Source organism: Ruegeria arenilitoris (assembly GCF_013030265.1).
In the GTDB taxonomy this organism is placed as follows: domain Bacteria; phylum Pseudomonadota; class Alphaproteobacteria; order Rhodobacterales; family Rhodobacteraceae; genus Ruegeria; species Ruegeria arenilitoris_E.
On record NZ_WPZQ01000005.1, the window covers coordinates 141772 to 155715 of the forward strand.

At 56.6% G+C, this 13944-nt stretch carries 13 protein-coding genes; 7 read left to right on the forward strand and 6 right to left on the reverse strand.

The window, feature by feature from the left end:
* Positions 1-75: 75 nt before the first annotated feature.
* Genes GOX61_RS10360 through GOX61_RS10375 form a run of 4 tightly spaced genes read right to left on the reverse strand, consistent with a single transcriptional unit; the run spans position 76 to position 4228 of the window.
* On the reverse strand, positions 76-1098 hold the full coding sequence (locus tag GOX61_RS10360) for a trans-3-hydroxy-L-proline dehydratase (protein WP_170333462.1): 1023 nt from the start codon (positions 1096-1098) through the stop codon (positions 76-78).
* 9 nt (positions 1099-1107) lie between these two features.
* Positions 1108-2349 (reverse strand): NAD(P)/FAD-dependent oxidoreductase, encoded by a 1242-nt coding sequence (locus GOX61_RS10365; protein ID WP_170333464.1) that lies wholly within the window; start codon positions 2347-2349, stop codon positions 1108-1110.
* Positions 2346-3278 carry a proline racemase family protein gene (locus tag GOX61_RS10370; RefSeq protein ID WP_170333466.1) on the reverse strand — a complete coding sequence of 311 codons (933 nt, stop codon included), beginning with the start codon at positions 3276-3278 and terminating at the stop codon, positions 2346-2348. Before GOX61_RS10370 ends, GOX61_RS10365 begins: the two co-directional genes overlap by 4 nt.
* Entirely contained in the window at positions 3269-4228 is a 960-nt protein-coding gene (locus GOX61_RS10375) for a dihydrodipicolinate synthase family protein (RefSeq protein ID WP_170333468.1), read from the reverse strand. Before GOX61_RS10375 ends, GOX61_RS10370 begins: the two co-directional genes overlap by 10 nt.
* A gap of 164 nt (positions 4229-4392) precedes the next feature.
* On the opposite strand from GOX61_RS10375, the gene GOX61_RS10380 reads away from it, so the two are divergent.
* Positions 4393-4902, forward strand: coding sequence for a GNAT family N-acetyltransferase (locus tag GOX61_RS10380; RefSeq protein ID WP_170333470.1), 510 nt, complete (start codon positions 4393-4395; stop codon positions 4900-4902).
* 52 nt (positions 4903-4954) lie between these two features.
* Here the strand turns inward: GOX61_RS10380 and GOX61_RS10385 are convergent, their stop codons facing one another.
* Positions 4955-6013, reverse strand: coding sequence for an ABC transporter ATP-binding protein (locus tag GOX61_RS10385; RefSeq protein WP_170333472.1), 1059 nt, complete (start codon positions 6011-6013; stop codon positions 4955-4957).
* Positions 6010-6804, reverse strand: a complete 795-nt coding sequence (locus tag GOX61_RS10390) for an IclR family transcriptional regulator (protein WP_170333474.1) — start codon at positions 6802-6804, stop codon at positions 6010-6012. The genes GOX61_RS10385 and GOX61_RS10390 overlap by 4 nt, the downstream gene beginning before the upstream one ends.
* A gap of 144 nt (positions 6805-6948) precedes the next feature.
* Between GOX61_RS10390 and GOX61_RS10395 the strand changes: the two genes are divergently transcribed.
* From GOX61_RS10395 to GOX61_RS10420, 6 genes are all read left to right on the forward strand, one after another.
* Positions 6949-8208: an ABC transporter substrate-binding protein gene (locus GOX61_RS10395; RefSeq protein ID WP_155148443.1), complete on the forward strand. Its 1260-nt coding sequence runs from the start codon at positions 6949-6951 to the stop codon at positions 8206-8208.
* Positions 8209-8303: 95 nt separating this feature from the next.
* Positions 8304-9230, forward strand: coding sequence for a carbohydrate ABC transporter permease (locus GOX61_RS10400; RefSeq protein ID WP_155148445.1), 927 nt, complete (start codon positions 8304-8306; stop codon positions 9228-9230).
* A 1-nt stretch (position 9231) separates the two neighbouring features.
* The gene (locus GOX61_RS10405) at positions 9232-10080 is read left to right on the forward strand and encodes a carbohydrate ABC transporter permease (protein WP_155148447.1); all 849 of its coding nucleotides are present in this window, start codon (positions 9232-9234) and stop codon (positions 10078-10080) included.
* A gap of 22 nt (positions 10081-10102) precedes the next feature.
* A complete protein-coding gene (locus GOX61_RS10410) occupies positions 10103-11443 on the forward strand; it encodes an alpha-glucosidase/alpha-galactosidase (RefSeq protein WP_170333475.1) in 1341 nt (446 codons plus the stop codon).
* A 24-nt stretch (positions 11444-11467) separates the two neighbouring features.
* A complete protein-coding gene (locus tag GOX61_RS10415) occupies positions 11468-13177 on the forward strand; it encodes an IlvD/Edd family dehydratase (protein ID WP_170333478.1) in 1710 nt (569 codons plus the stop codon).
* Positions 13177-13944, forward strand: a complete 768-nt coding sequence (locus tag GOX61_RS10420) for an SDR family NAD(P)-dependent oxidoreductase (protein WP_170333480.1) — start codon at positions 13177-13179, stop codon at positions 13942-13944. The genes GOX61_RS10415 and GOX61_RS10420 overlap by 1 nt, the downstream gene beginning before the upstream one ends.

The following is a 13944-nucleotide window of genomic DNA, read 5'->3' on the forward strand; positions in this document are numbered from 1 at the left end:
GTACTTTCTGTACCGCCAATGTCCCAAGAGTGCGAAGCTCGGCAGGGTATTGGCGGTTCAAGGTTTCCCCAAAAACTAAGCCCCCCAGGTATCGCTGAGGCGATATCCGCCGGGCCAGGGATCATCCGGATCCAGCATGTGTTGATGTATTCCTGTAATCCAGGCACGCCCTGATATCTCGGGCGTAATGGCGGCGCGCCCGTTCAGGTCATGCTGGGCCACGATACGGCACCGAAACTCGCTGTCGATGATCGAACGTGCATGATACTGATCCTCTGCACTCATCTGGCCTTTGGCCAGCAAGACTGCCATCCGGGCCGAGGCACCGGTTCCGCAAGGGGATCGGTCAAGCTTGCCAGGTTTGATCGCGACGGTGTTTCGACCCGTAAGGATATCGCCCTGCCGGCTAAGCGGCCCAGCGATCTGGCAAAAGGATATGTGGTTCCAGTCCTCGGTAGGGTGGCTGAACCCGAGTTGCTCATTGGCGGCATCCGTGATGCGTGCTCCGTGACGCGCCAGGTCTCCACCTTCGTCCGGGGTCAGTGCAAAACCCAGATCTTCGGCATCGACAATAACGAAACTGTCTCCGCCAAAGCTCGTGTCGACGCGCAAAGTGCCGATCCCTTCAACTTCGATCATTGCATCCAGCTTGTCAGCAAAGCTTGGGACATTGTGCACAAAGATGCGCTCGGCCTTTCCGTTTCGGCACTCGGCCCGCACCCGAACCAACCCGCCCGGAGCCTCGAGCGTCAGGTGGGTTTCAGGTTCAGTCATCGGCAAGATCCCACCATCCAGCAAAACCGTTGAAACACATATCGAGTTAGAACCGGACATGGGGGGTGTATCTTCCGGCTCCATGATGATGAATGCGGCGTCTGCTTCGGGGTTCTTGGGTGGAACCAACAGGTTAACATGGCGAAATACACCACCGCGCGGCTCGTTCAGAACGAAATTTCGCAAAACCTGATCGCTTTCGATAAAGGACCGCTGATCCCAGACCGTCTCACCCGGCGGCGGGTTTACACCGCCCACAATCACATCGCCAACTTCACCCTCTGCATGGGCTGAAATCACATGAATGGTTTTGCTGCTGCGCATGAGCTTTCCTTAAAATCTGTTGGCCGAAAACGGATCGAGAGGGATGGCAGGCGTCTGGCCTTCAACAATTGCCGAAATCAGTTCGGCTGTGCCCGCCGATTGGGTCAGCCCCAGATGGCCATGCCCGAATGCATAGACCAGTCCGGCTGACTTGGAGGAGCGGCCGATAACAGGCAGGCTATCAGGCAAGGATGGCCGGAAACCCATCCATTGCGTTCCGCCATCGGTATTGAGACCGGGCAGAAACTGACTGGCCATCTGCAAAAGGACATCCGCGCGCTTGTAATTTGGCGGCAGTTTGAGGCCGCCCAGTTCAACTGCACCGCCTATCCGCACCCCGCCGTTGATACGGCTGGCAACAAATCCATGAGCCGGGAAGGTCAGATGGGTCCGCAGGTCAAATGCCCCTTCAGGCAGGGTCGTATTGTAACCACGCTCGGTTTCCAGCGGTATGTTGTCCCCAACTGTTGTGGCGAGCTGATGTGACCATGCACCCGCCGCGACAATCACCTGAGAGCATTCGGTTGATCCATCTCGTGATACAACCCGCAGCCGTTCACCTGTGACCTCCAGCGCGCGAACGTCTTGTCGTTCAATTGTCCCGCCAAGCCCCTCGAACACTTGCGCCAGATGCTGAACCCAGCGTTTAGGGTCGGTCGTGTTCATCCAGCCCGGAGTATACCCGGCGTGGGTGAACCGCGGGCTTAGGCCCGGCTGAATCTCGGCAATGGCCTCAGGGCTTTCCAGCAGGTCGAACGCGACGCCATTTCTGCGTCGCAACTCCCAACTGGGCAGGCTGTCGCGAAATTCGGCATCGGATTCATATAGCTGCATTTGCCCATCGCGCTGCATCATCGCCTCGCCATCGACATACGCTATTTGTCGATCCAAAGCCGCGCGAGAATGTTCCATCAACGCTGCCTGATTGCCGACCGATTGCTCATAGCGATCCAGGCTGCTGGCTTGCCAGAAACGCAGCATCCAAGGCGCGATCTTCAACGCATAGGCAGGCGGTATAGAAAGCGGCCCAAGCGGGTCCAGCAACCATTTTGGCGCCCTGCGCATGATGCCCGGCTTTGCCAATGGTTCGATTTCTGCAAAGGCGAAGGCACCGGCATTTCCTGCCGATGCTTCTGCGGCCACCCCTTTGCGGTCCAATACCCGGACCGAATTGCCTTTGCGTTGCAATTCCAGCGCGATGCTAATGCCGATGACACCGGCGCCAATGACAATGACCGGCTCTTGCGTCACGTCTCGATCCCGTCCCGGAACGGATCCTGCCCATCAAAGATCAGCTTGGCCTCGGCCATGACATAGGCCTGCCCGGTAATCGAGGGGATCACCCCTCCGTTCGGACCCGGCTGATAGGACAGGCGATAGGAACTTCCAATAACGCTTTCCTGTACAATTTCCTCCCCCGCCGCCAGGCGTCCATCCGCTGCCAGACAAGCCAGTCGCGCCGAGCTGCCGGTGCCGCAGGGGGAGCGGTCATAATTGTCATCCGGACACAAAACAAAGTTACGGCTATGCACGTCTGCATTTGGTGAAATGCCCTGAAAGATCACGTGATCAATGGGTTCACCCTGTTCACCACCCACGCCCTGTGCGATCGAAGCCTCGCGGATTGCGACGGTCATGTCGGTCAATGCGCGGATATTGTTGGCATCTACCGGGATGGGGCTTGGATCAACAATAAAGAACCAGTTGCCACCATAGGCCACATCGCCTGTCACTTCGCCGTATTCGGGAACGTCAATGGTCACGGACTGATGGACACGGCGGCTTTCGATATTGGTCACGGTCACGGTGTTGGGATCGTGCAATTCGATCGTCACCACCCCTGCGGGGGTTTCAATCCGGTGCGTCCCAACGCCGATCCGGCCCAAATGCGCCAACGTCACGGCCAGCCCAATCGTCCCATGACCACACATGCCCAGAACCGCATCGACGTCAAAGTAGATCACGCCGGTCACACAGGTCGGATCAACCGGCTTAACGAGCAATGCAGCCACCATGGCAGGCTGGCCGCGCGGCTCCAACATCACTGAACGATAGAAGCTTTCATGCTCAGTCGCCAACCGGTGCGCGCGCTCAGATAAAGGGCCTGCGCCCAGATCAGGGGCTCCGTCCAGGATAACCCGGGTTGGCTCGCCGCCGGTATGGCTGTCGATCACATGCATTCAGCGATTACTCCGCCCTGCTCGGACCAATCCGCAAACCAGTTACGGAACAAGGTGTATTGCTGTTCGCAATAGTTGCGCTGCGCATCGGTCAGCTCGTCGGTTTCGTTAAAGTGCAGACTGTATTCCTGCTCACCGTTCAGCACTAGAAGATGCTTGTAATACAGCACCAGATCCGGACCTTCGTCAAAGCTGGACAGCACGTGAATAGCTTCGGTCAGCTCTTGTGCACGCAGGCGTGCCTCGGCATGACCCGATGCTGCCTTTTGCGACAAAGCCGCAAGCAACAGGGCCTCGCGCGGCAGTGCCGTTCCGATCCCGGTGATCGAGCCGGTCGCACCGCAATTGACAAACCCATGATAAACCTCTGTGTCCACCCCAACCATCAGCGTGACCTGATCATCCTGGCTGGTGATGTTTTCGGCCGCATAGCGCAGGTCATCCTTCCCCCCAAACTCCTTGAAACCAACAAGATTGGAGTGCTCTGCCCGAAGAGCAAAAAACAGATCAGCCCGCGTTGCAAAGCCATAGTAAGGGCTATTGTAGATAATCGCAGGTACATCCGGAGCGGCCGTCAGGATGGCCTTGAAATGGTTCTTTTGTGCCGTGGGTGAACTACCGCGCGACAGCACCCGCGGGATGACCATCAAACCAGCTGCGCCCATCTTCTGCGCGTGGGCCGCGTGCGCCACAGCTGACTTTGTATTGATCGCCCCGGTTCCGACAACTACGGGCAGACCTGCACCGATCAACCGCTCGACACCTTCCATCCGCTGGGCATCCGTCAGCAAGGGCCAGTCACCCATCGAGCCGCAATAGACCACCGCCGACATTCCGGCATCGATCATTTCCTGACCCTTACGGACAAGCGCATCGAAGTCCGGCTCGCGATTCGCTGTACAGGGGGTCATGAGGGCAGGCATCGTGCCGGTAAAAACATCTGATTGCATTGGGCTTATCCTTTAAAGAATGGCCGGGGCCAGGCTTGATCCGAGGTTCATTGCATAAGGGCTTAGCGGATATTGGATACAAAATCCACATCATTTATGCCGCCACCCTCAACCACACGAATTTAGACATTGAACCCCGCAGGCTTTCTGGCACCTATGGCGTCATGTCTTTGAGAAAAGCCCATAAGTCAGACGCGTCCAGCATCGCCGCCATTTCAATTGAAGTGTGGATTGGAACCTATCTGAAACATGGCGTCAGCGGATTTTTTGCCGACTATGCACTGAACGAATTCACAACTGCAAAAACCGAAGCGCTCATTTCAAACCCGGATGAGTTCATTCTGGTTTCCGAGAACAAAGACGGCATCGATGGCTTCATTCGTGTTTCCACAGCAAGCAAATCCCCTGTGGCGGGTTGCTCTCAGATGGAAATCGCGACTTTCTACGTTCAGCCTCGCCACCATGGCAAAGGCATCGGCGGCCTTCTGTTGGACGCAGCCCTGCGATACTGCCAAGAACAATCAGCCGAGTCAGTCTGGCTGACAACAAATGCTGAGAATGACCCAGCCATCGCCTTTTATCTCGCGCGAGGTTTCGAGCAGATCGGTGAAACCCATTTCCGTATCGAGGAACAAGGGTATCTGAACAACGTGTATCTTTATCGCCTGCCGTGAACCCGTGTAGGCGTTTCAACCGGCGGTGAAACTACAGGTCTTCAGGTCACTATCACCGCAGTCGTTGTCCGCTTTCCGGATCAAACAGCATTGCCCGCTCAGGACGCACTGAAATACCGATCCGTTCACCTTGTGCACTGCGCTGATCATCCCGCTCTTCCACGATCATCTTGTCGCCGTTCGAAGCGATCAGATAGGTGTAGGACACCCCGCCAAGCGCCTCGGTCAGATCAACAGTGCAGGTGTCGCCTGCGCGATCCACCTGAATGTGTTCAGGGCGAATGCCCAGCGTTACCTTCGTTGCACCTGCTGGCACAGACGAGGTTACGGGGATCGCATCCGTCAGCGCCGGATGCCGCACCATCCCGTCGACGATGTCACAATCAAGAAAGTTCATCGAAGGAGACCCGATGAAACCCGCCACAAATTGGTTATCCGGATCGCGATACAGATCCATCGGCGCACCGACTTGCTCGATCCGCCCATCACGCAGCACAACGATCTTATCAGCCATGGTCATCGCCTCGACCTGATCGTGGGTCACATAGATCATGGTCGCACCGATTTCCTGATGCAGACGCGCAATTTCAACCCTCATTTCAACCCGCAGCTCTGCGTCGAGGTTCGATAGGGGTTCGTCAAACAGGAAAACTTCCGGCCCGCGAACGATCGCGCGGCCGATGGCAACGCGCTGGCGCTGACCACCTGACAGGGCTTTGGGTTTACGTTTGAGATACGGGCCCAGTTTCAGAATTTCGGACGCTTCCTGAACCTTTGTGTCGATCTCTGCCTTGGGCACACCATTCATGCGCAGACCAAAACCCATATTCTCGGCAACACTCATATGCGGATAGAGCGCGTAGGTCTGGAACACCATCGCAACGCCGCGCTTGGCGGGATCGACATGCGTGACCTCGCGTTGACCTATGTGAATTTCACCCTCGGTGGTTTCTTCCAACCCGGCGATCATTCGCAGCAATGTTGACTTACCACATCCCGAAGGTCCGACGAACACGCAGAATTCGCCATCTTCGACCTGCAGGTCCACGCCGTGAATAACCTGTGTCTGGCCATAGCGCTTGATTGCGCCATTCAGAGTAACGCCCGTCATGATGCTTGCATCCTGTTCTCGCGGCTTTCAGGAAACCGCCATGCTTGTGCTTCGGCCCCAATCCGTTCGGCGGCCTGCCGAACGCGCGGAACCCATTTTTCCAATTGATCAAAGCCCATCCGCTCGGTCGAACCGGTCACGGAAATCGCCCCCAGCATCCGTCCACCAGAGGTCAGGATCGGACAGGCGATACAGATGATGCCGGGCTCATGCTCTTCATCATCAACCGCATAGCCGCGGTTGCGGATCAGCTCCAAATCAGCCCGCAAAGCGTCCGCAGACGTAAGCGTGTGATCTGTGAAGCGGTGAAAGCTCTGCAATGAAATTGCCTTTTGCAGCCTGTCTTCATCCAGATAGGCCAGCATGGCCTTACCTACGCCTGTGCAATAGGCCGGACCGACTTTGCCAGCTTCGGAGTACATCTCGACCGGGTTCTTGGCGTTGCGCTTGTCCACATACAGAACCTGGCTTGCATCAAGCTGCGCCAAATGCACGGTTTCACCAGTTTCAACGCTGAGCATATCCAATATGGGCCGTGCGATCGGCGCCAGTGAGCTTTGGGTCCAGGCCGAATGCGCCAATCGGACAAGTCGCAATCCCGGCGAATAGGTTTGCCGGTCAGGATCATATGAAAGCATACCCTGATTGGTCAGGGATTGCAGAAATCTGTACAGGGACGCCTTTGGGAAATCGCTGCTGTCCAACAGCTCTCCAAACCGGACGGGCCGCTGAAACGCGGCTACCTGTTCAAGCACGTCACATGCCTTACCTATTGTTCCGTCACCAGCCACGGGTGCCCGATCTCCTCCACTTATACCCTCGCATCCTCCTCACGAGAGTATTGACAACGCTAACCGATTCGATGTGTAGTTTTCAATATATAAAACTTGGTTTCACTATTTGGAACCTCTAAATGGAAGCTAAGGGAGGAAACCATGCATTCCATGTTCAAGCGCACGGCGGCGGCGTTGGCTGCCAGTGTGGCAATTGCTGCTCCGGCATCAGCCGAACTCACCGGTGAACTGCGAATCTTTCTCGACACGTCAAACCCGGCGCCACGTGCGACGATGGAGGCGATGATCGACCGGTTTGCGGCAGAGCATCCGGGGCTGGAGATTGAAACGACGGTGATCGACCGTGAGGCGTATAAAACTCAGATCCGCAACTTCCTGACTGCGGATACACCAGACGTTGCCACATGGTACGCCGCGAACCGGATGAAGCCTTATGTCGAGGCGGGCCTGTTCGAGGATGTATCGGACCTTTGGGCCGAGCCTGAAATTGCCGAGAACCTGGCCTCAACCAAAGGTGCGATGACCATCGACGGCAAGCAATGGGGCGTGCCCTATACCTATTACCAGTGGGGTGTCTACTATCGTAAAGACATCTTTGACGAGCTGGGCCTGAGTGAGCCGACCACATGGGAAGAAGAGCTGGCCAACTGTCAGAAGATCGTCGATTCCGGTCGCGCCTGCTATACCATCGGCACCAAGTTTCTTTGGACTGCTGGTGGCTGGTTCGACTATCTGAACATGCGCACCAACGGGTTCGACTTCCATCAGCAACTCGCCAACGGCGAAGTCAGCTGGGAAGATGACCGGGTCAAACAGACCTTCGCGAACTGGAAACAGCTGATCGATATGGGCGCGTTCATTGACAACCATCAGACCTATAGCTGGCAGGAAGCCCTGCCCTTCATGGTCAAGGGTGATGCCGCGGCTTATCTGATGGGCAACTTTGCAGTGGCCCCGCTGCGCGATGCGGGTCTGACCGACGATCAACTGGACTTCTACCAGTTCGTTGCGATCAACCCCGATGTCGAACTGGCAGAAGATGCGCCAACCGATACGTTCCACATCCCGGCCAACGCATCGAACAAGGAAGCAGCACGTGAGTTCCTGCGCTTTGTCGTGTCCGCGGACGAGCAGACCGAGATCAACAACGGCGCGAACCTGGGCCAACTGCCCGTCAACGCAAAGTCTTCGGTCGATAACGACAAGTTCCTGAATCAGGGCTTTGAAATGCTTTCGGCCAACAGCCCCGGCGGTGTTGCCCAGTTCTGGGACCGCGATGCGCCTGCCGAGATGGCAAAAGTCTCGATGGAAGGTTTCCAGGAATTCATGGTTAAGCCTGACAACGCAGACAAGATTCTGGCCAAGCTGGAACGCGCACGTCAGCGCATTTACGACAACTGATCAGGCTTAGGCCGGGCTAAGGCCCGGCCTGTGTCATCGCCAATTGCAGGGCGGGCGACAGCCCGCCTTCACACCCACCAAACCCGAGATGCTCCATGACCATTGCCGTTGATGCACCAGAACAGGAAAGCTGGTTCCACAGAAACCAACAGCGCATAGCGCCGTGGCTGTTTCTGGCTCCGGGCATGTTGTTCTTCATGGTCTACGTGATCATCCCGGTGTTCCAGTCTTTCAATCTGTCTCTTTACGAGTGGGACGGACTTGGGGCTGCCGAATACGTAGGCTTTCGCAACTATGAAGACCTTTATTGGGAATGGGTCGATCGCGACGCCTTTTTCATATCGCTCAAGAACAACCTGATCTGGCTGATCCTGTATCTGCTGGCGATCCCGGCGGGATTGTTTATCGCATTGTTCCTGAACCAGACCGTATGGGGCATCCGCCTCTATAAATCGCTCTTCTTCTTTCCCTTTGTGATTTCACAGGTTGTCGTCGGTCTGGTCTTCACATGGTTCTACGACCCGACCTTTGGCCTGCTGAACGAATTCCTCAGCCTGTTTGGCATGGGCCCGCTGAATGTTCTGGGCGATGAGCGCTATGTCACCTATGGCATCATTTTCGCGGGCCTCTGGCCGCAAACGGCCTATTGCATGATCCTGTACCTCACCGGCCTGAATGCAGTAGACCCCGAACAGATCGAGGCCGGACGTCTGGATGGCGCCAAAGGTTTTCGGATGCTCTGGCACATCATCCTGCCGCAACTGCGCCCCGCGACCTTCATCGCGTTTGTCGTCACCATCATCGGCGCATTGCGATCCTTTGACCTGATCTCGATCATGACCCAGGGCGGGCCGTTCGGATCGTCGCGCGTGCTTGCCTACTACATGTTCGAGGTCGCGCTGTCCGAATACGGTTTCCGCATGGGATATGGTGCCGCCATCGCGGTGATCCTGTTCCTGATCATGCTGTGCTTCATCGCCTATTTCCTCTGGTCGATGTACCGCGAAGAGAAGGGGCACTGAGATGTTTCCCAAACCTATCGAAAAACAACCTCGCGCCGCGCAGATCACCTATCAGGCCATGCTGCCTTTGGCATTGCTGCTGTGGCTGGGGCCGCTGCTGGCGGTTGCCCTGTTTTCGGTCAAGCCCGAGGCTGACTTTACCAACGCCAATTATTGGGGCATGCCATCTAGCTTTGAGGGGGCATTCAACTATGGGCAGGTCTTCTTCAATTCAGACATGCCGCGTTACCTGCTGAACTCATTCCTGATCACCATTCCAACGGTGATCGGCGCTGTTGCGCTTAGCTGCATGACCGGCTTTGCGCTGGGGATATACAAGTTCAAATCGAACCTCTGGATTTTCTTCATGTTCGTCGCGGGTAACTTTGTTCCCTTCCAGATCCTGATGGTGCCCGTTCGCGACCTGACCCTGCAGCTGGGCCTCTACAATACCAAAACCGGGCTTGTGCTGTTCCACATCGCGTTCCAGACCGGATTCTGCACGCTCTTCATGCGTAACTTCATCCGTGCTCTGCCCTTTGAGCTGATCGAGGCCGCGCGCGTTGAAGGCATCAGCGAATGGCGCATTTTCTGGTACGTGGTTCTGCCACTGATGAAGCCAGCAATTGCGGCGCTCAGCGTGCTGATCTTTACTTTCATCTGGAACGATTACTTCTGGGCTGTGGTGCTGACGCAAGGCGCAGAAAGTCAGCCTGTTACGGCAGGTATCACCAGTTTCAACGCTCAGTTCAGGGCGGCTTATCAGTTAATGAGTGCCGGTTCCATCGTCGCGGCGCTGCCGCCGGTGGCCATGTTCTTCCTCATGCAGAAACACTTCATCGCGGGCCTGACGCTCGGAGCTGTAAAATGACGTCAAACCAAAGATTTGAAAAATGACCAAGATCACCTTTATCGGGGCGGGCTCCACGATCTTCATGCAGAACATCGTGGGCGACGCGCTGCTGACCCCCGCCTTGGCGGACAGCCATTTCGCACTCATGGATATCGATCCGGTTCGGCTGGCTGAAAGTGAGGCCGTGGCAAATGCCATGATCCGCTCGGTGGGAACAGGCGCGACCGTATCAACTCATACCGACCGCCGGGCCGCGCTGGACGGGGCCGATTTCGTCATCACTGCTTTTCAGATCGGTGGCTACAAACCCTGCACGGTGACCGATTTCGAGATTCCCAAACAGTATGGCCTGCGCCAGACGATCGCCGATACACTGGGTATCGGAGGCATCATGCGCGGGCTGCGAACCGTTCCGGTTCTGTGGGATGTGGCACAGGACATGATGCAGCTCTGCCCGAACGCGACGCTGTTGCAATACGTCAACCCAATGGCAATCAACACTTGGGCGCTTGCGGAACGTTTCCCTGCACTGAAACATGTGGGTCTTTGCCATTCAGTACAAAACACGGTCGAAGAACTGGCCCATGATCTGGACCTGCCCAAGGATGAGATCCGGTACAAGGTCGCCGGCGTCAATCACGTCGCCTTTTTCCTGCGACTGGACCATGACGGTCGTGATCTCTACCCTTCGTTGCGCCATGGATATGCCGGTGGACGCATTCCCAAACCCCCACTCTTGATGCCACGTTGCCCCAACAAGGTACGCTATGAAGTGATGGACCATCTGGGGTATTTCTGTACGGAAAGCTCGGAACATCTGGCGGAATACGTGCCGTGGTTCATCAAAGACGGACGGCAGGACCTGATCGATCAATTCAGCATCCCTCTCGACGAATATCCAACACGATGCGAGGAACAGGTCGCCGGCTGGAAGGAACAGGCCAAAACCCTGACCGACGGACGAGATATCGAGGTTGTCCGCAGCCACGAATTTGCCGCCGACCTGATGAATGCAATCACGACTGATACGCCCTATGTGGCATACGGCAATCTGCCCAATACCGGTCAGGTTCCACAATTGCCGCTGGGGGCAGCTGTCGAAACCCCCTGCCTTGTGGATTCCAACGGTGTTCAGCCTTCCGTCGTGACGGACATTCCCCCACAATTGATCGCCTTGATGCGCACGCAGATAAATGTGCAGGAATTGACCGTGCGTGCACTGGTTGAGCAGAACCCGGAACACATTTATCACGCCGCCATGATGGACCCCCACACAGCGGCTGAATTGGATCTGCGGCAAATACGCAGTCTGGTAAATGATCTACTAGTGGCACATGCCGATTGGCTGCCGGATTGGTGCAAACCCGCCAAGGCTGCCTGACCCCAATTTAGAAGGCTGAAAACAATGACAAAAAAACGCCGCTCGCAACATTGGTACGGCAAGCTGGATAAGGATGGTTTCATTCACAGGTCGTGGATGAAAAATCAGGGTTTTCCGGATCACGCCTTTGATGGCCGGCCGATCATTGGCATCTGCAACACATGGTCGGAATTGACCCCCTGCAACTCGGGCCTGCGCGATCTGGCCGAAGGCGTCAAACGCGGCGTTTGGGAAGCGGGTGGTTTCCCCGTCGAATTTCCGGTGATGTCACTGGGTGAGACCCAGATGAAGCCGACTGCCATGCTGTTCCGCAACCTGCTGGCAATGGATGTCGAGGAATCGATCCGTGCTTATGGCATTGATGGCGTTGTCCTGCTGGGTGGTTGCGACAAGACCACGCCGGGACAGTTGATGGGCGCGGCCTCGGTCGATCTGCCTTCGATCGTGGTCAGTTCTGGCCCGATGCTGAACGGCAAGTATCGCGGTCAGGACATTGGCTCCGGCACCGATGTCTGGAAGTTCTCTGAGGCTGTGCGCGCCGGAGAGATGACCCTTCAGGACTTTATGAACGCAGAATCCGGCATGTCCCGCAGCGCCGGGGTCTGTATGACCATGGGTACGGCGTCGACAATGGCGTCGCTGGTCGAAGCGATGGGCATGAGCCTGCCCACCAACGCCGCACTTCCTGCTGTTGATGCACGCCGCATGGCGCTGGCGCATCTGACCGGCAAACGGATTGTCGAGATGGTGGACGAGGACCTGAAGCCTTCGGACATTCTGACCAAGGAAGCGTTTGAAAACGCCATTCTGGCCAATGCCGCTGTTGGCGGCTCGACCAACGCGGTGGTTCATTTGCTGGCGCTGGCAGGCCGGGTGGGTGTTGATCTAACACTCAAGGACTTTGAAATCGGATCGGATATCCCACTGCTCGTCAATTGCATGCCCTCGGGCAAATATCTGATGGAGGATTTCTGCTATGCAGGCGGTATGCCTGTAGTGCTGAACGAGCTCAAATCCTTCCTGCGCCCGGCAAGAACTGTTCTGAACAAGGATATCTCGGCCCATTACGAAGGCGCAGAGTGTTTCAACAGCGACGTGATCCACAGTTTCGATGACCCGGTAAAACCCGCCGCTGGGCTGCGTGTATTGCGCGGAAACCTCGCCCCCAACGGCGCGATCGTGAAGCCTTCTGCGGCAACGGATGAGTTGTTGGAAACCGAAGCAGAGGCCTATGTCTTTGAAAACATCGAAGACCTGAAGGCCAATATCGACCGCGACGACCTGCCGGTCACGCCAGAAACCATTCTGGTACTCAAAGGCTGCGGTCCAAAGGGTTATCCGGGCATGCCCGAAGTGGGCAACATGCCGATCCCGGCCAAACTGGTGAGGGAAGGCGTACGTGACATGATCCGTATCTCGGATGCGCGCATGTCGGGCACCGCATTCGGTACTGTCATCCTGCATGTCAGCCCCGAGGCGCAGGCAGGTGGCCCACTTGCATTGGTAAAAACCGGCGACCGCATCCGTGTTTCGGCCAGTAAGGGCGAGCTTGAGTTGCTGGTCGATGAGGCGGAGCTGACCGCTCGCCGCGCTGCATGGGAACCGGACGCACCGCATTACACACGCGGATATGCCAAGCTTTACATCGATCATGTCCTGCAGGCCGATCAGGGCGCGGACCTTGATTTCCTTGTCGGCAAAGACACCCGCCTCGTGACCAGAGAGAGCCACTGATGGACCAACCAGCCACATTCCACGACCTCAAGGGCGCATCTGTCTTCATCACCGGGGGTGGGTCAGGTGTAGGTGCCTCACTGACCGACGGCTTTTTGGCACAGGGCGCCAATGTCGCCTTTATCGGCCGCTCTGATGCCACCGGCTTTGTTGAAGAAATGCGCGACAAACACGGGCGCGAGCCCTTATTCCTGCAAGGCGACATCACCGATACCGAATTGCTGCATGCGACGATGGCCAAGGCCGCCGAAACCTTTGGGCCAATCAAGGTACTGGTCAACAACGCCGCCAATGACAAACGCCACGGGTTGTCCGAGACCACGACAGAGTTCTGGGACTGGATGATCGAGGTGAATCTGAAGGCCTACTACTTTGCCTGTCAGGAGGCCGCGCGGCAGATGCAGGATACTGGCGGGTCGATCATCAACTTCAGTTCGATCAGCTACATGATGGGTAATTCCGGCTATCCGATCTACACCACCTCAAATGCCGGGATTACCGGCATGACACGGTCATTGGCCCGCGAACTGGGGCCGCAGAAAATCCGCATCAACGCGCTGGCGCCCGGGTGGGTGCTGACACAGAAACAACTGGACATGTGGGCCACACCCGAAGATCTGGCAGCTCATATGGAACGCCAATGCCTGAAAGAGCATCTGACGCCCGAGGACATGATCGCACCGACGCTGTTTCTGGCCTCAGACGCCAGCCGCGCGATGACCGGTCAGTGCATGGTGGTCGATGGCGGCGTAGTGACAACGGGGTAG